The organism is Psychrobacter sp. JCM 18902 (genome assembly GCF_904846615.1).
Classification (GTDB): Bacteria; Pseudomonadota; Gammaproteobacteria; order Pseudomonadales; family Moraxellaceae; genus Psychrobacter.
Map to the genome: position 1 here is coordinate 2,038,477 of NZ_CAJHBK010000001.1, position 16,088 is coordinate 2,054,564.

16 protein-coding genes are annotated in these 16,088 nt (G+C 43.6%); 7 read left to right on the forward strand and 9 right to left on the reverse strand.

Features of this window, described 5'->3' with window-relative positions; all coding sequences use genetic code 11:
- Window positions 1–82 precede the first annotated feature (82 nt).
- Window positions 83–1,735, reverse strand: coding sequence for an FAD-dependent oxidoreductase (locus tag JMY05_RS08365; RefSeq protein ID WP_201614813.1), 1,653 nt, complete (start codon window positions 1,733–1,735; stop codon window positions 83–85).
- 267 nt (window positions 1,736–2,002) lie between these two features.
- Between JMY05_RS08365 and truD the strand changes: the two genes are divergently transcribed.
- On the forward strand, window positions 2,003–3,289 hold the full coding sequence (truD, locus tag JMY05_RS08370) for a tRNA pseudouridine(13) synthase TruD (protein WP_201614815.1): 1,287 nt from the start codon (window positions 2,003–2,005) through the stop codon (window positions 3,287–3,289).
- Window positions 3,290–3,321: 32 nt separating this feature from the next.
- Here the strand turns inward: truD and JMY05_RS08375 are convergent, their stop codons facing one another.
- Both JMY05_RS08375 and JMY05_RS08380 read right to left on the reverse strand, forming a co-directional pair.
- Window positions 3,322–4,779, reverse strand: coding sequence for a GGDEF domain-containing protein (locus JMY05_RS08375; protein WP_201614816.1), 1,458 nt, complete (start codon window positions 4,777–4,779; stop codon window positions 3,322–3,324).
- 362 nt (window positions 4,780–5,141) lie between these two features.
- Window positions 5,142–6,023, reverse strand: coding sequence for a PHP domain-containing protein (locus JMY05_RS08380; RefSeq protein ID WP_045444276.1), 882 nt, complete (start codon window positions 6,021–6,023; stop codon window positions 5,142–5,144).
- A 214-nt stretch (window positions 6,024–6,237) separates the two neighbouring features.
- Here JMY05_RS08380 and ispZ point away from each other — a divergent pair, with 214 nt between their 5' ends.
- From ispZ to mnmC, 4 genes are all read left to right on the forward strand, one after another.
- Window positions 6,238–6,789 carry a septation protein IspZ gene (gene ispZ, locus JMY05_RS08385; protein WP_045444273.1) on the forward strand — a complete coding sequence of 184 codons (552 nt, stop codon included), beginning with the start codon at window positions 6,238–6,240 and terminating at the stop codon, window positions 6,787–6,789.
- Window positions 6,790–6,927: 138 nt separating this feature from the next.
- Window positions 6,928–7,257, forward strand: a complete 330-nt coding sequence (locus tag JMY05_RS08390; protein WP_045444270.1) for a YciI family protein — start codon at window positions 6,928–6,930, stop codon at window positions 7,255–7,257.
- 62 nt (window positions 7,258–7,319) lie between these two features.
- Window positions 7,320–7,694 carry a hypothetical protein gene (locus JMY05_RS08395; protein ID WP_227678143.1) on the forward strand — a complete coding sequence of 125 codons (375 nt, stop codon included), beginning with the start codon at window positions 7,320–7,322 and terminating at the stop codon, window positions 7,692–7,694.
- 44 nt (window positions 7,695–7,738) lie between these two features.
- Window positions 7,739–9,904, forward strand: coding sequence for an FAD-dependent 5-carboxymethylaminomethyl-2-thiouridine(34) oxidoreductase MnmC (gene mnmC, locus JMY05_RS08400; protein WP_201614818.1), 2,166 nt, complete (start codon window positions 7,739–7,741; stop codon window positions 9,902–9,904).
- A gap of 17 nt (window positions 9,905–9,921) precedes the next feature.
- On the opposite strand, the gene yiaA is transcribed toward mnmC, so the two are convergent.
- Window positions 9,922–10,482 carry an inner membrane protein YiaA gene (gene yiaA / locus JMY05_RS08405; protein ID WP_227678144.1) on the reverse strand — a complete coding sequence of 187 codons (561 nt, stop codon included), beginning with the start codon at window positions 10,480–10,482 and terminating at the stop codon, window positions 9,922–9,924.
- Window positions 10,483–10,689: 207 nt separating this feature from the next.
- Here yiaA and JMY05_RS08410 point away from each other — a divergent pair, with 207 nt between their 5' ends.
- The gene (locus JMY05_RS08410) at window positions 10,690–11,322 is read left to right on the forward strand and encodes a hypothetical protein (protein WP_045444265.1); all 633 of its coding nucleotides are present in this window, start codon (window positions 10,690–10,692) and stop codon (window positions 11,320–11,322) included.
- Between the two features lie 128 nt (window positions 11,323–11,450).
- On the forward strand, window positions 11,451–12,080 hold the full coding sequence (locus tag JMY05_RS08415) for a hypothetical protein (protein ID WP_227678145.1): 630 nt from the start codon (window positions 11,451–11,453) through the stop codon (window positions 12,078–12,080).
- Between the two features lie 119 nt (window positions 12,081–12,199).
- Here JMY05_RS08415 and JMY05_RS08420 read toward each other — a convergent pair whose 3' ends face one another.
- The 5 genes from JMY05_RS08420 to JMY05_RS08440 all read right to left on the reverse strand — a co-directional run bounded on the left by JMY05_RS08420 (window position 12,200) and on the right by JMY05_RS08440 (window position 16,076).
- Window positions 12,200–12,874: a DUF4112 domain-containing protein gene (locus JMY05_RS08420; protein ID WP_045444263.1), complete on the reverse strand. Its 675-nt coding sequence runs from the start codon at window positions 12,872–12,874 to the stop codon at window positions 12,200–12,202.
- Entirely contained in the window at window positions 12,867–13,784 is a 918-nt protein-coding gene (gene ubiA, locus JMY05_RS08425) for a 4-hydroxybenzoate octaprenyltransferase (protein ID WP_045444261.1), read from the reverse strand. Before ubiA ends, JMY05_RS08420 begins: the two co-directional genes overlap by 8 nt.
- 107 nt (window positions 13,785–13,891) lie before the next feature.
- Window positions 13,892–14,134: a hypothetical protein gene (locus JMY05_RS08430; protein WP_045444258.1), complete on the reverse strand. Its 243-nt coding sequence runs from the start codon at window positions 14,132–14,134 to the stop codon at window positions 13,892–13,894.
- A gap of 132 nt (window positions 14,135–14,266) precedes the next feature.
- Complete coding sequence (locus JMY05_RS08435; RefSeq protein ID WP_227678146.1) at window positions 14,267–15,187, reverse strand: class I SAM-dependent methyltransferase; 921 nt, start codon at window positions 15,185–15,187, stop codon at window positions 14,267–14,269.
- 46 nt (window positions 15,188–15,233) lie between these two features.
- Window positions 15,234–16,076, reverse strand: a complete 843-nt coding sequence (locus JMY05_RS08440) for an undecaprenyl-diphosphate phosphatase (RefSeq protein ID WP_198329454.1) — start codon at window positions 16,074–16,076, stop codon at window positions 15,234–15,236.
- Between the last annotated feature and the right edge of the window lie 12 nt (window positions 16,077–16,088).

Here is a 16,088-nt window from a genome sequence, read left to right on the forward strand (position 1 = left end):
TTTTCCTTTCCTTGTTTGTATTAAAAAAACTGACCCAAATCGATAGGTCAGCCTTAATAGTAATATGTATACGTTTTGAGTACTAGGGCGATAACGCCTGTGCTTGGTCGATAATATTAAATCCTGCATTGAGCTGTGCGCGCGTCGGTGCATGACCACGGCGGAGTAGTTCAGAAAAGGCAACCAACTCTTTATCACGCCCTAAAGTGCTAGCCGCACTAGCACGTGTGTTTTCCCCAACATCATCAAAGTAGTATTCGATATAATCTAACGTATCTGGCGAACCAAACAAGATATTATTATCGGGTGTCTTCGCATGTCCACTATAGCGTAGGCTCTTGCCATATTGCATCGTCCAAAAGAAAGGGATACGCGCGGCGAGCGAGTTGACACTATCATCATTTAATATCGCAGCCGCAGTCACTAAGCCATGTTGCAAGGCCACGCGCCAATGTTCGATGCGCATGCGCCCCATTTGCCCAGAAGCTTTTGCAATATCACCCAATGCATAAACCCTTTCACGTAGCTGTAAATGCTCATCCACTTGCAAGCCATCTGGCGCGTTTACTTCTTCAAATAGTTCTATACGTGGTGCTACGCCAGTCCCCAAAATCACGATGTCTGCATCAACTTGCTCACCATTCGCCAGCGTGACACCGCCCACTTGTGAAAAGGTTTGGTTTTCTTCTTCATTCTCAGACGGATTAACAACCCTTTTGACCTCATCGATTTCATTGACCGTGGCATCAAAAACAAACTGAATGCCATTTTCCTCATGCAGCTTGATCAGCGCATTACTGACGGTTTCGGAGACGATATTTCCCATTACCCGATGATCTTGTCCGATGACGGTAATAGAAGCCGTCGTGCCTGCTTGTGCCAATGCGGAAGCAACCTCCATACCGATAAAGCCAGTACCGACAATCACCACACGCTGATCGTGACTGGCCGCTTTTATCAATTTGGCATCATCCATACTACGCAGCGTATAAACGCCATCAAGCTCAGCACCTTTAAAAGGTGGTATCTTTGGCTCAGCGCCTGTTGCAACCACTAAAAAATCAGCAGTTTGTCTGTCACTACGACCATTTTTATCTTTAATGATAATGGTACGTTCATTGGCCAATACTTCACTGACAGTTTGATTCAAGCGCAAATTAATATCGTGCTTGCTCGCCCAATCTGCACCGCCTAGTAGAAGCTTCTCTTCAGGCATATTGCCCACTAAAAATGCTTTGGACAATAATGGACGGTTATAAGGGGCTTTATCATCAGCACTAATCAAGGTGATTTTGCCGCCATAGCCAGTGTTACGCAGCTGATGCGCCGTCATAAAACCTGCTGCGCCGCCGCCCACGATGAGAGTATGCGTCTCGATAAGCTTATCATTTGCAATCTTTTTGTCTATCTTCGCTGAGGTATTCACCGTCAAGCTGTCGCCATTATCGGTCACTTCATATTGAGTCAAACCTGCTGTCGCGACTGGCTCTAATAGCGTCCCATCGCGGCTATCAAAAGTCGCGTGATGCCAAGGACAGACCACGCGATTGCCACAACGTAAGCCTGTGCCTAAATCTGCGCCTGCGTGCGGGCATTTACCATCGAACGCCTGAAACTCATCGTCGTCGCGGGTAATTAAAATGATACTATCATCATCTTGCTTGTAAGATTTCATGTCGCCACTGGCGATATCGGCCTTATTAATAGTCACTGTGTGAATCGCTGCATTGGTCATAAGTCTTCCTTAACAGTTATAATGGTTCCCTGAATCAAACGTGATGAAAATAACCCTATTGCATCAGCCAGTTTCAACGAAAAACACCATTCTCGATACGTTTATTTAAATGCTTTTTTAAAACGCTATCCATTGATAGTAGCAAGACACTTTCGCACACGCTGTTTTTTTGTATGTTTCCTGCGTTGCAAAACGTAATCGTTAACTGTTAATCCCTATGCTTACCTATTCTTTTTAAATCTTATCCTCAACATAAAAGACGACTTTATGACTTCTAGTGATGACATGACCGATATTAATGCTAGCCCTCAATCCGCTCTTGAAAGTACTCAACCTGATAACGAGTTACCTGCTAATGGGTCGTTTAATAATGAGCAGTTTGATACGGCAAGTATCGATATTACCGCAGCGACGGATACTGCGCAGTTACCGCAGCCTCTTCAACCACCTGTGCAGCAAGCAACCTATAAAGCCAACGCAACAGACTTTATCGTTAGTGAGCTATTGCCGCTCGAATTCACAGGTGAAGGTGAGCATTTATGGCTGCATATCCAAAAATTAGGGATGAATACCGCTTATCTTGCCAAACTGCTGTCAGAGTGGGCAGAGATTCCTCTGCGTGATGTTGGTTATTCAGGTCTTAAGGATCGCCATGCATTGACAACCCAGTGGTTCAGCTTGCGAATTCCAAAAAAACAGCTGCCAGCTGCTGAGTTCGCACCAGTCGATATCGGAGCCAATGAATCGGTTACTATCCTCGACCAGCAATGGCACAACAAAAAGCTCAATCGCGGCACGCATCGCGCCAATCAATTCATTATTACCTTGCGTGATATCCAATTTGCTGATTTTGATACAGCATTGCCAGCACCTGAGCAATTATTGTCGGCGAAGCAAGATGTCGAGCAGCATTTATCAAGCATCGCTATAAATGGCGTGCCAAATTATTTTGGCCCTCAGCGTTTTGGGCGAAATGGCAATAATATTAGAGAAGCATTATCGCTGTTTGCGCGTCCACTACAGCAAAGTCGAGCACAACCCAAAAAGAGCAAACGCAAGCACGCGCCACGTGAGCAAAATACAATGGAGCTGTCTGCCGCACGTAGCTTAATTTTCAATGAGATATTGGCGGTACGAGTGCGTGATGGCAGCTGGAATACTGGGCTGGCAGGCGAAGTGTTTAACTTAGAGGGTTCAGGGTCAATATTTACTAGCGAAGCCATAGACGACACGTTGCGTGCACGCCTTGAGACGGGTGATATCCATCCCACTGCTGCATTATGGGGCAAGGATAATGATAAAGTCAGTGGCATGGCAGCGAATATTGAGAAAAATGTGATTCAGCAAAATCCGCTACTGGCTCGCTTAGCCAATGGCTTAGAGCAGCGCGATGTAAAAGCACAGCGCCGCGCGCTGCGCCTACCTATTGAAGCGCTGTCTTGGGAATGGCAGGATAAAGATAATGAACAAACATTGGTGCTGAGCTTTACGTTAACGACAGGTAGCTTTGCCACCAGTGTCTTGGCAAGCTTAGTAAAACAATTAATACACTAAAGCGTAGTTGACCCTTCGACTATGGCAGTTAGCTATGTGCCATAGAGCGCTTCAATATTATTATTTTTTGCTGCCAACATCTCGTTGGCACTCACCACTTGATCACGGCCACGGCCTTTGGCTTCATACAAAGCCTTATCTGCCATACAAATTAAGCGCTGGCAAATATCATGAGGTAGCTGCACTGCGGGAATTTTACGATTCACGCGTTTGCTACTATACGAGGGGATTCTCTGCGGTTTAGCAAGCGACTGCGATGCATCCTTTTTATTCAGAGTTTCGCAAGCTTGTTTTATACAATTACGCTCACCATGGGTCAGTGTATATAGCCCCAAGCTAGCAGTCACACTAAAGGTTGTATCGTCATCGAGAGTGATGACGTGTTTAGCGATAACGCGCCGTAATTGTTCAGCAATTATCATAGCTGTGTCGTGCTTCGTATCTGGCAATACAATCAAAAACTCCTCACCGCCATAGCGACTCACGATTGTTTCATCAGTTAAAGACTGCAAGAGCGTCTGTGCGACCTCTACCAATACTCGATCCCCGATCTCATGACCGTAACTGTCATTGACCTCTTTAAACCAATCCAAATCCAATAAAATAACGCTGATATCTTGATGGTCTTCTACTGACTTCAGCACCTGCTTCATTTGCATCATCCCGTAACGGCGACTTTTGAGTTGAGTTAGCTCATCTTGATTGGCGTGCTGCAGAATTTCCTTTTTACTGTCATCCAATATTAGTAACAAAGTACGAAACATATAGATAATAAAAATAGCTTTTGGTAGCGCCATATAAATATGTGTAGAACGCCAAAAAAAAGCGGAAGATCGGCGCAATTGATCAACACTGTCCCAATTTAGCGTGCCATTTTGAAAAATAGAGGCAGAGATGGCGTTTTCGATTGTCGTAATTTCACTATAATTGATATAACTATAATAGGTATCAAGAGGAATGACCGTGAGCGTCATTTGACGCAGATTGGGTAAAGTAACGCCAAGATAAGGAATAAATGTGACTGCTAGAATGACGGCTGCGTGCCCTAAAAATGCTCTCCATACGTAGCGCCGACGTATAAGCATCATCCCCAATATCGCACCGCCGACTAAAGAGACGCCCGCGACCAAGCTACTATGTCCTAAAACTAAAATAACCATTGCAATATAGGCACTATAGACCGTAATTAGTATGCCTTGCCACTTATACAAATTGCTATTGGCTTTTTTGACAGGTGAAAAACGACTGGTCATCCATAATAAAAACAAAGCTACCAGTGTCACGCCGAACCATAGTGGATACAGCAGGGCTATATCGACATAGGTGTCATAAATATCGCGGCGCCACCAAACAAATAAGCACCATAGCCAGTGTAAAGACACCTCCATCACCATAAATAAAGCCAGTAATGACGTTTTATCAGCAGCTTGCCACTCAAAAATTGCTTGAGATAGCTTGGTGTAGCCTAGATGAGATATCGATACAGCCATAGTAGGGCTACCGCAAATATTGAAAGTTATTAAGTCGACATTAAAACCATTAAATAAAAATCAAAAGCCTGAATCAACAATAATAAATGATATGACTTTTTACCTTATACCATTCCCAAAAACTTAAGTAGATAAGAATGCGAGTGTCGATACTACATTTTGTAAACTAAACGGGAGTTAACATCGACAATCTTATTTTTGAAAATGAATACCACTTATCTAGTGTGGCAATTTCTGTCGCAGTTTTCAATCTATTTACTGCCTTCATGCGTCAATATATGACGCATTTTTTTTGGATAACCTGTCAATTGATGTTTCAGCTAAGTTAACATTCAAAACTGTATTCAGCAATGAATTTTCGTCTAAGAAAACATTGCAAAAGACTGCCAAACTCCCTGCTGCTCAGGGTTCATTATCGGTACATCACCCAAACGACGCCACGGCATATTGCTACCATGAAAGTCACTGCCGATCGAGGCGACAAGATTGTGGGCAGCGATACTGCGATCGACCATTCTGCGAGTACTAACCGGTTCGCTATTCGACGGCAGCTCACAAGCATCGCCACCAAGACCAGCAAACTCTTCAATCAGTTTACGGACTCGTGTCGCTGAAAGCTGATAGCGCGTGGGATGCGCCAACACCGCCTTGCCACCACAAGCATGGATTAGCTCAATGCCGTCAGCCATGCTCAGTGCATCAATCGCCACATAAGCAGGCTTATTATCTGCCAAATACTTATCAAAGGCTTTTTGTACCGTCTTGACTTCACCGCGCTCAAACAATACTTGACCAATATGCGCACGCCCGACCGCTTGTGGATTGCCGCCTGCTTTATCAAGTACGGCTTGCCACAGCTCATCATAGTTAATATCTAATAGCGCGCTGAGCTTTTCAGTGATTCGTTGACCACGCGTGGCACGGCTATCCTGTAATTGTTGCAGCGTTGCATGCATTTTTTCGCGATCGGTAAAATCTAACCCCAGCACATGGATGATTTTATTGGTTGATTTATTTTTGCCATACCCACCAATAAGTGTGTGCTCACAGCTTATCTCGACCCCATTAATCAGCTGCATATCGCAGGCAATGGCAGCCGCACGCGCCTCATCAATTCCTGCCAGCGTATCGTGATCGGTCAATGCCAATACATTGACGCCAGCCGCATGGGCGCGCTGCACTACTTCCGTTGGTGCATAAGTACCATCAGAGCAAGTGCTGTGACAATGTAAATCGAATTTCATAAGAGAAGCCTTAGCATTAAAAATTAAAAGTGTAGAAAATGAGCACATTGGCAATAAGCCGTTATATTTGGCAGTTGTCATGATTATGAGTCATAATCATCAGATATTGCTACGCAGGCCTGTGATATAGCATGATTATCGTGTTGATTGCTTTTTTTTGGCGCAGTAGACGTGTAAACTACCCCATACGTTTTTGTCGGACATCCCCTTTGCTATGAAAGCTTTATTAGACTTTATTCCCTTAATTGCCTTTTTCATTGCTGCTCGCTACAGTGGTATCCTAGCGGGGGCAGGTGCGTTGCTTATCGCCACCATCATCGTTTATGCCATTCATTTTATTCGCCAAAAAGGCACGTTTGATAAACAGCAATGGGTTGTCTTACTATTAACCATTTTGTTTTGTGGTGGTACTTTATTATTGCGTGATGATATCTATCTGCGTTGGAAGTCACCCATTATCAACGGTATCTTTGCACTAACACTTTTAGTCAGTGCTGCGATTAATAAACCACTGATGCAACTGGCGATGAAAGATGTTTTTTTGCTGACGATGAGTGGTTGGAAAAAACTCACTCTCGCTTGGGCACTATTCTTCGCCTTTATGGGCATACTGCATTATATCACAGCGTTTACGATGTCAGATGAGGCATGGATTAACTTTAAAACTTATGGCTGGATTCCGATTATGTTGGTATTCGTCATCGCCCAGTTTGCCGTATTAAAAAAGCACCTCAACCCTGCGCTCACGGATAAAACCGTCAAATAATACTCAATTTATCATTTTATAATAAAGCCAATACTATTTCTAAATGCCAATAGCGACAATCATTAATCGCAATTAGCTCGGGCGCATTAAGCAAAACACTTTAAATTAATCATAATTTTTATTAATCGAGGAAGTCTCATGTCCTTATTTGCCATTATTGGTCATGACGTGGCCAATAGCAGCGCACAACGTCAGATTACCCGCGCTGAACATGTCGAACGCTTGCAAGCTTTAGATCATGACAATCGACTGATTATCGCTGGTCCAACACCCATCGAGCATGGCAAAGGCGAGATGTCAGGCAGCTTAATTATTGCTGACTTTGACTCTGCAGAAGCAGCGCAAGCATGGGCAAACGATGAGCCTTACTTACGTGATGGCGTGTACAGTCACGTAGATATCAAACCCTTTATCCATACATTGCCAAAAGCGGATGACAGCGCATCAGTTAAAGTAGCAAAATCGTGATTCAGTGCCTATCTTTGTTAAAAAGTCGCTCTTATCAGCGTAGCATTGTTAGTATGATTTTTATGGCTACTGTTTCAGCACAGGCTGCGCCGACGGTGACGGCTATCGATGTGGCTGATCTAACACTCACGACACCCGTTCCAGCTCAACCAATATCGACCGCTCAGCCAACAAAAAACTCAGTGATGAATATCAGCGATACATTGGCGGCGCAATTACAACCATCTGATAAGGCGTTATCCGATGCCAATCAGCAGCTATTAAGCCGTAATGCACAGTTGCAGCGCGAGTTGAATGACTTGCAAACTCAAGTGAATGTTTTGGTCTACGAGAGCAAAGGTCAGCTTTTTTTATACGGTGCATTTACTGTCTTAATTAGTTTGTTGGTTGGTATTTTTGTTTCTTGGTTGGTGTTTGTCCGCCGTGAACGCTGGTAACTAGTACCACGCGCTTTTTATTGATTTATCTTATGTGACTGTCTATGTCTAAATCCACGTTCGAATCAAAAGATACTGATACATCGTCGACACCCTCTAAAAACACTCAGTCACTAAGCATTCACTCATCAAATATCACCCCTGCCAAAATTAATTGGCAGATGGATGATACGGGTAATAAAGTGCCTGTATCGGGTGAGTTTGGTGATGTTTACTTCTCAAATGCTGATGGTTTAGCGGAATCGCGTCATGTGTTTTTGACACACAATCAATTGCCTGAACGACTGACCAATCTTGCACCAAAGCAATGCTTTACGGTTGCTGAATTGGGCTTTGGTACTGGACTGAATTTTCTCGCTACATGGCAGCTATGGCGACAGCTGCGGGATATACACCCTCAATTAGCAACTGCAAAACTGCATTTTATTACCACTGAAAAGTTCCCGATACCTCGTACCGACCTTACCCAAATACTTGCCTTATGGGGACAGCGCGCGCCTGAATTGACAACACTGATTGAGCTATTATTAGCGGCCTATCCGCCTCTTATTGCGGGCTGTCATCGTTTGAGTTTCTTTGATGATAATTTGACCGTTGATATATGGTTGGGTGACGCAGCTGAGAGCTTAACCAAACTGGCAAATAACTCTTCTAGCTCGCATGCACCTTATGTTGACGCTTGGTTTTTAGATGGTTTTGCGCCCTCTTGCAATAGTACCTTGTGGGCGGATGGTATTTTTGCACAAATACAGCGTTTATCACGACCCAATACAACTGCTGCCACCTATAGCTGTGCCGGTATCGTCAAACGTGCGCTGCAAGATTGTGGCTTTCAGATTAAAAAAGTGAAAGGCTTTGGTCGTAAGAACGAGATGCTAACGGCGATCATGCTGGATACCATAAATTTAACTGACAATAATAATGAAAACAATAGTAAAGACACAAATAGCAAAGACATAATCTCTTACAATAATACTAGCACCGCCGCGCCCGACAACGATAGCCAATCAGCCAAACCCACTGACAACCTGCCCGCCCATAGCATTGTCATTGGCGCTGGCGTTTCGGGGCTATTAACGGCTTGGTCACTGGCCAATCGTGGTATTCAAGTGACTTTGCTAGATAAATCAGCACCTTTGGCGGGCGCATCAGGCAACCCTCGCGCCCTACTTGCCCCCAAGATGACGCCCATTCATCATGTCGACGAACATTTGCATACCATAGGCTATCTCTATAGCAGCAGGCTATATCGATGCCTAAATGTAGACGCTGAAAAATTAGAATTTGTGCCAATACTTGAACCAACGGGCGCTCTTGATCTACTTATGAAAGCCAATATTGGCACAGAGCAAATCGCTGATTATCCCGATGAGATGGCCACCACACTATCCCATGAGCAGGCGCAAACTGTCAGCGGGTTAAAAACACAAGATTTATCAGAGAACTTGTATTTACCACAGTCTGGCTTGGTCAATCCACAAGCATTAAAAGATACTATCCTAATGCATCCGCTCATCCACTTTCAGCAAGTAGAGGTAAAGAGTATTAGCGAAACAGAAGAAAGTGTTTGTATCGAGGGCAATAATCAGGATAAGCAGACGATATCCATTAGCGCTGATAATGTGGTCATTTGCGCAGCTTTTGAGAGTAATCAACTGGACAAGCGTATTTTTGATTGTCGTAAAATTCGCGGTCAGCTTTCTTGGTTTACGCCCACAACCGAGCAGCTCACCATATTGCCCAAAATACCGCTTAAATACAGCGGTTACTGTGCGTTATTTACCGCGCAAACAGGCGATGCACAATTGAACGATGTTGTAGAACAGCACTCTCAGTTTTTATTAGGCGCAAGCTTTATACGCAATGATACCGACATAGATATCCGCACAGAAGAGCATCAGATTAGCCGCGACAAACTAGTGACTGCCATTCCTGAGATGGACTCGATTATTCCAACAGATATTAGTTTGTGGCAAGGACGGGCGGGTATTCGCACGCAAACACCTGATTACCATCCTATCGTTGGCGTACTAGCAGATAGTAAACGAACTTGGGTAATGAGTGCCATGGGAGCTAAGGGATATGCAATCGCACCAATATGTGCTGAAGCATTAACAGATATGATGTTAGGAGCATTTGCCCCCTTATCAACAGCGATGCTTGCGCGCCTGTCGCCAAATCGTACGCGTTTACAAACACCGCTTACTTGAGATTTTTAGTCAAAGGTTTAATCACTGCCTTCCATTCTAGATCTAACCGCACCAAAAAGTGATTTTCCAGTGTCAGAGTCGCGGGACTCTTGATGACCAATTTTAGTACTACTTTGAGTATCAGTCGTAATCATTGGGGCAGTTAAAGTGCGAATCTGTGCTTCGTCACGGGTGTTTTTTTGAATGGTCACTGCAGCAAATAAACTCATGGTAAATGCCATCATATAAAAGCCTTTTTCACTTAAGCTTAAACTTCCCGCATTCATCAAACCAATAGCGATTAGCGCAATGGATAATCCAAGAGCCGCCCAGCTGATTAGATAATACATATTGGTTGTTGGAATACCTTCACTACGATCACGAAGGGTTTTTTGCAAGCTAATTGCTGAATAAAGACCTAGCGCCAACACCGCTATATAATAGCCTTTTTCATTTAATAACATACTCTGTGCATTCCATAAGCCAAGTAAATACGCTAGGACACCCACCAACATCACCGCCCAAGAAGTCCCGACGTAAGCAGTAGTTGGTTTATAAGCGGCTAGCTGACTCTTAGTAATCGTGTCATTATTCATCATCTTCCTTAATTAGAAATAGGCAAGCACTTAGTCGTAAGATATATAGTCGTAAGATATATAGTGGTAAGATACATAATAGCGAGATAAACAGTAGCGAGATACAACTTTTATCGACCGCTATTTTGCCTTAACATAACACAAGCATGCTATATTGTAATCTAAAAACTTTTTTTAGATAAATAGCATTTTTTATGACAGAGTCCCGACATGTCTTTTTTTACCTTACTCATTTTGCTTAGCCTAATTGTTATTGTGCCCATATTTTTTGTGATGAAAGAAAAGTCTAAGCACACACAGATTGCTTCTATACAGCGGCATCAAGAATACTTAGCTTCTGCGAATCTTGTCGCTACCCAGTCTAAAGCAGATATGGCGGTAAACAACGAGGTAAATCATGAGCGAGCTAATGGGCTCAGCATGATTAATTTTTCAGCTCGACATCCTTTTATCAAGCTACTTTATGACGAGCAAGTACCTAAGGCGTTTCGATCTGTGATGGATGATATTGGACAACAATATGAGTCCACCCATCATGAAGAAATCACTGAATCACAGCTATTTACTCTCAATAAACTCATCACCACACGTGTTCCAGAATTGATTGGTGACTACCTTAGCCTCGATCAACATTATGCCAAAACAGTCATTATTGATACCGACAAACAAAATACCAGCTATGACATGGTATTAGATCAATTAAACTCGATTTTAGACTTTTCTCAAAAGCTCAATATTCAAAGCCAAAGTGGCGTTGTAGACAAGCTACTTGCCAGCCGTCGATACTTAGATGACGTGTATAAAGAAAGCGGTATGGCGGCCGACAATCTAAAACTGAAATAATAATGCCTGTAGATAGCAAGCAAGAAATTGATAGTAATAGCAAATGACGGTCATATTTGACTTTGAGTGATAAATAAGTCTACGTCGTTCACTATATTTAAACAAAAACTCTGCCAATGGGTAGCCGTATGATTATGAAAATCGATGCTCTTACAATTGCAAAATCAAAACCCTATTTTCAGGCAATTTTTGCTATTTTTTTAAGTATCTCACTATTGAGTGCTTGCCAAAAAACACCAGAACCTGAGACAGATAACGAAACAATCTCTGAAGCGGCAGTACAAACCACACCCGTGACTAGCAATATTAATGTTGATACGACCGCTGATAATGGTGATGATATCGCAAATTCTGAAGTAAGCTCAGAACAAGATGTAAGCTTAACTGAGCTAGAAAATGACCTTGGTGCAACAGGCTCGGCAGCAAACAATACTGCCCCAGCACCAAATCCAGAACAAGCCATTAAAGGCGCGCAAATTACTGATGTCCGTTATAAAAATGCGGCTGGTGAATCACTCTCGGTCGTTTTTGAAACCTCAGCAGCAGGCGTACTCAACGCTATCATTAGCCTACCGAACAAACCAAAAATGACACTAAGTGCACCTGAAGGTCAAGGCAATAACCCGACTTATCGATCAAGCGATGGCAGCATCGAGCTGGTCAGTCATGCGGGTGGCGGCAGTATTGATTTTATTAAAAATAATAAAGTCACTAGCTTTGATGCAGTCAGTGCCGAAGCAGAAGTCATCACTGAGTAATTGATTAAAAAATATAGCTTAGAACCTTTAAAAAGTTACATAAAAGAAATCTCTTGAGTATTAAAAAGGCGGCAAATATTTATGATATTGGCCACCTTTTTAATGCTATTAACTTTTCTCTAACCAAATCCAGTTACTTTGCCAAACAGACTGACCAGCCAACTGATTACTGCCCACAGTCCCCAACCAACCACCACAATAACGATTAGTCCCAACAGATCAGGAATGTGCAAATACAGCCATGCAATGATAGGATTGTGCCAAAAAGCGCCAAAACGGCTACGTTGCTTATCTTCTAGCGATTGATGCAAAAACGGCCGATCCATGTGCATCGTTTCAGTAATGCCATATTCATCGTGCAGATGCTCATGCACGATGCCTAAAGTCTTACGACTGGGGCGAATAAAAATATCGAGCAGCGTGCCAATACCCGGTACGATACCAACGACCATATCAATGAGTGCCAGTCTGACCGCAGGCGTCATTTTATGCGCTGGCACACCTAGCTGACGCCCTAATACAAAAGCATAGCTGGTTAAAGCCAGTCCCGCTAAATCTCCTGCCAGCGGAATCGTCGAAAGCGCCGCATCTGCACCCATGCCTTGTTTGGTAAAAGGCACACGTACCAGCGAATCCATCGTATTAGCAAACTTAGCCAATTTACGCTCGGTGGCGATCACTTGTTCGCGTGTTAGCCCATGCTCAGCTAGCTTTGCTTGATAATCGATGACAGGTGCAGTGGCATCAGAAGATTTTTTCGCTTTTGACTTTGAGAGCTTTTTGAAGTTATCCATTAAAAGTCGTCCATAGACAAGCGATTGCAATGAGAGCAAAGACGTAACGCCCTACCCATATATTAGCTAAAAACGCCTGAAAACAGGCTCTTGCATTACGAGTAGCACAAGCGCTATTTTGCTTAGCAAACATCATCGCCACTAACGCCAAGCCAAATACTAGCGTCAGGCCTAAGCTTGTCGGTGCAAAGTAATGCCAAATGACCGCGCCCATGATAAGCAAAAACAATGTTTGTAGCAGCGAGATAATAATCACATCATAGCGACCAAATAATATCGCCGTTGATTTTACCCCGATTTTTAAATCATCTTCACGGTCAGCCATAGCATATTGGGTATCATAAGCCACGGTCCAACACATATAAGCAATAAACAACAACCAACACCAGATATCAGGCGCGCCTTGTATCGCCACATACGCCATCGGTATCGCCCAACCAAAAGCCGCTGCTAAAAACACTTGCGGCAAATGGGTAAAACGCTTCATAAATGGATAAATGAATGCCAATAACACTGCGCCAAGCGACCAGTAAAATACGGTTATCGGCAAAAAGAACAGCAAACTGGCACTGAGTAATACCAATACTAAAAAAGCAGCGATTGCTTCTTTAGCAGACAGACGCCCATCAGCTAATGGACGGCCTTTGGTGCGGGTCACATGACCATCGACCTTACGATCGGCAAAATCATTGATCGCGCAACCTGCCGCCCGCATAAAAATCGCGCCCAGCGCAAAAATCACCAACATCTTAAGACTTGGTAGACCTGCACTTGAACCTTGCTGTTGCGCTTGACCCATCGCCGCCAGCATTACGCCCCATAGCGTTGGCCATAATAATAGCTCAATACCTACTGGTTTATCAAAGCGCGTCAGCTGCAGGTAAGCTTGTAGTTTGTCGTTAAATGTCATGGCTTTTTATTATCATTAATAGAAGGTTTTTTTGTGCGTGTTTGCCTACTTTTTCGGCAGCTCTTATATGAAGTGCTATTACATTGAATTATTAATACATTGGCGAGCTACTGAATTTGCTGCCACAATTTGTTGGCCTCGATGAGCGACAGCTCAGGATATTGTTTACGTAAAGCTTTAATAGCAGGGATTTTGTCTTTTTGTGCGGCTTGTTGACGCAAAAATGCCACATAATCTTCAGGACGACTGAACTCTTTTAAACGGGCTTCTAGCCTTAATATTCGGGTGCGCAAAATAATGTTTATTAATAATAATCCTGCACCCATAATCCAAATAATTAACGTCGACATTCCCTGCTCCTAAATCCAATCACTCTAAATTTTACAAATATAGAGTTGCTAACTGCGCACTCTAAGCTCAATAACTGAGTCCAATCGCTAAGTTCAATCGCTAGGCGCATTTATTATGATGAGAAATGGCTATTAAACAAAATAACCATCAAAGCGTACCGCTTCGTTATGCCAGCTCTCACTTGGTTGTTGATGCGCAAGTAACGGCGCAAATTGCGGACGCTTAACGACCACGCGCCCCTGTGTGTTTGTGTTTTGTCCCTTTTGACGGACGACTGCTTGCGCACTTTGTAGCAACTGTTCTTCTTGTTCTAGCGTTGGTGGGCTAGCCAATTGGTGTAAGGCTTGCATGTGCTTGCCCACTTTAGCGCCTTTACCCGTTTTGCTATCTTGATAACTGTCCTCCGGAAACATCGGATCCAGATACACCACATCGACTGCTTTCATATCGATTTCTTTAGTGTCATCTATCGCATCTGCTGCTAGAGTTGCAAAATAGCCAAGCGCATCGGTATTGATAATATGCAGACGGCTCATCAGCTTTTGCCAATTTGCTAGCCCACTCATACGCTGCTGCTCTACTAACAATAACAATGCCATCAAGGGCTGCTGCTCGAGCATAATGACCTGTGCGCCCGTACTGGCTAATATCAAACTGTCATGACCAAAGCCTGCTGTGGCATCGATAACCTGACTGTCAGATGTGATTTTGACTGCTTGTAATAATAGCTCAGACTTACGCCCCGCGCTCACCACACGGCGTTGCAGCTTATCCCATTCTGGTGCAACGCTTAACCCGTCACTCAGCCATGATAGCTTGTTTTTTTCATCCAACAACAAAATAGGTTGGGTAGCTGTCTGGCTTAACTGCTGGCGACATTTTTGACTAAGCTTATCGGTAAACAGCTCAAGGTGTAAAATAATGGGCAGCTGATGTGCGACTATCAGCGCTTGTATATCTGCGACCTGACTATGCTGCGACTCGCTGACATAGTATAGTTGGCAGTGCATAATGTTACTACTCTCTTTGAACCCTTGGCGTGAAGCGGTCATCTCTACTTTCCTATTCGCGGCTTATAGACTCATCCTACAATCGGCTCTAGCCTGCCATTTGATAACCAAAACCCCAAGCCGCTATTAATACAATGATGCCAGTAATAATGCGTAACCACGCAAAGATTTTAAAATCACGACGACTGACCCATTCTACTAGCAAACGGATACAGAGTAAGGCGACGATAAATGACACCACCGTACCTATACCTAATACCAGCCAATCCTCGCTATTGGTCAATACGTCATGATGCTTTAGCAAATCCAATAATGCCGCGCCCACGATGACTGGAATACCCAAAAAGAAAGAAAATTCAGCGGAAGCTTTACGTGAAACGCCGAGCCATAGCGCGCCGATAATTGTTGCGCCTGAGCGTGATGTTCCCGGTATCAATGCCAGACATTGCAGCAGACCAATCATCAACGCGGTTTTTAGATTGACGTCTTCTGCTTCTTGCGCAATAATCGTTTTAGGGCGATTTTCTACATAGAATATCAATAAACCACCGATAATCAGCATAATTGCCACGACGATAGGATTAAATAAATATGATTTAATCTCATCCGCGAAGGTGAAGCCAACGATCATCACCGGAATAGTCGCCACAATCAAGCTAAGTCCTAGCTGGCGTGGATTACTCATGCCTTCAGCTTTACCTGTCAGCAGACCCATAAGCGCTTGCCATAGTCTGTCCCAATAATCATAAATGACCGCTAAGATAGCGCCAAGCTGCACCACTACCACAAATAAATCAACTTTTTCTTTGGTCCAAAAGCCCAGCAAATCCGCTGATAAAATCAAGTAGCCAGTGCTAGAGATGGGTAAAAATTCAGTGATACCTTCAACGATACCCATGATAACAGCTTGAATTAATAAAATGATATCCACGATGGCTTTCCT

Bases quoted from the DNA above. Each gene is read 5' to 3' on its own strand.
- JMY05_RS08365 (WP_201614813.1), bottom strand. From the start codon at position 1,735: ATGACCAATGCAGCGATTCACACAGTGACTATTAATAAGGCCGATATC.
- truD (WP_201614815.1), top strand. From the start codon at position 2,003: ATGACTTCTAGTGATGACATGACCGATATTAATGCTAGCCCTCAATCC.
- JMY05_RS08375 (WP_201614816.1), bottom strand. From the start codon at position 4,779: ATGGCTGTATCGATATCTCATCTAGGCTACACCAAGCTATCTCAAGCA.
- JMY05_RS08380 (WP_045444276.1), bottom strand. From the start codon at position 6,023: ATGAAATTCGATTTACATTGTCACAGCACTTGCTCTGATGGTACTTAT.
- ispZ (WP_045444273.1), top strand. From the start codon at position 6,238: ATGAAAGCTTTATTAGACTTTATTCCCTTAATTGCCTTTTTCATTGCT.
- JMY05_RS08390 (WP_045444270.1), top strand. From the start codon at position 6,928: ATGTCCTTATTTGCCATTATTGGTCATGACGTGGCCAATAGCAGCGCA.
- JMY05_RS08395 (WP_227678143.1), top strand. From the start codon at position 7,320: ATGGCTACTGTTTCAGCACAGGCTGCGCCGACGGTGACGGCTATCGAT.
- mnmC (WP_201614818.1), top strand. From the start codon at position 7,739: ATGTCTAAATCCACGTTCGAATCAAAAGATACTGATACATCGTCGACA.
- yiaA (WP_227678144.1), bottom strand. From the start codon at position 10,482: ATGATGAATAATGACACGATTACTAAGAGTCAGCTAGCCGCTTATAAA.
- JMY05_RS08410 (WP_045444265.1), top strand. From the start codon at position 10,690: ATGTCTTTTTTTACCTTACTCATTTTGCTTAGCCTAATTGTTATTGTG.
- JMY05_RS08415 (WP_227678145.1), top strand. From the start codon at position 11,451: ATGATTATGAAAATCGATGCTCTTACAATTGCAAAATCAAAACCCTAT.
- JMY05_RS08420 (WP_045444263.1), bottom strand. From the start codon at position 12,874: ATGGATAACTTCAAAAAGCTCTCAAAGTCAAAAGCGAAAAAATCTTCT.
- ubiA (WP_045444261.1), bottom strand. From the start codon at position 13,784: ATGACATTTAACGACAAACTACAAGCTTACCTGCAGCTGACGCGCTTT.
- JMY05_RS08430 (WP_045444258.1), bottom strand. From the start codon at position 14,134: ATGTCGACGTTAATTATTTGGATTATGGGTGCAGGATTATTATTAATA.
- JMY05_RS08435 (WP_227678146.1), bottom strand. From the start codon at position 15,187: ATGACCGCTTCACGCCAAGGGTTCAAAGAGAGTAGTAACATTATGCAC.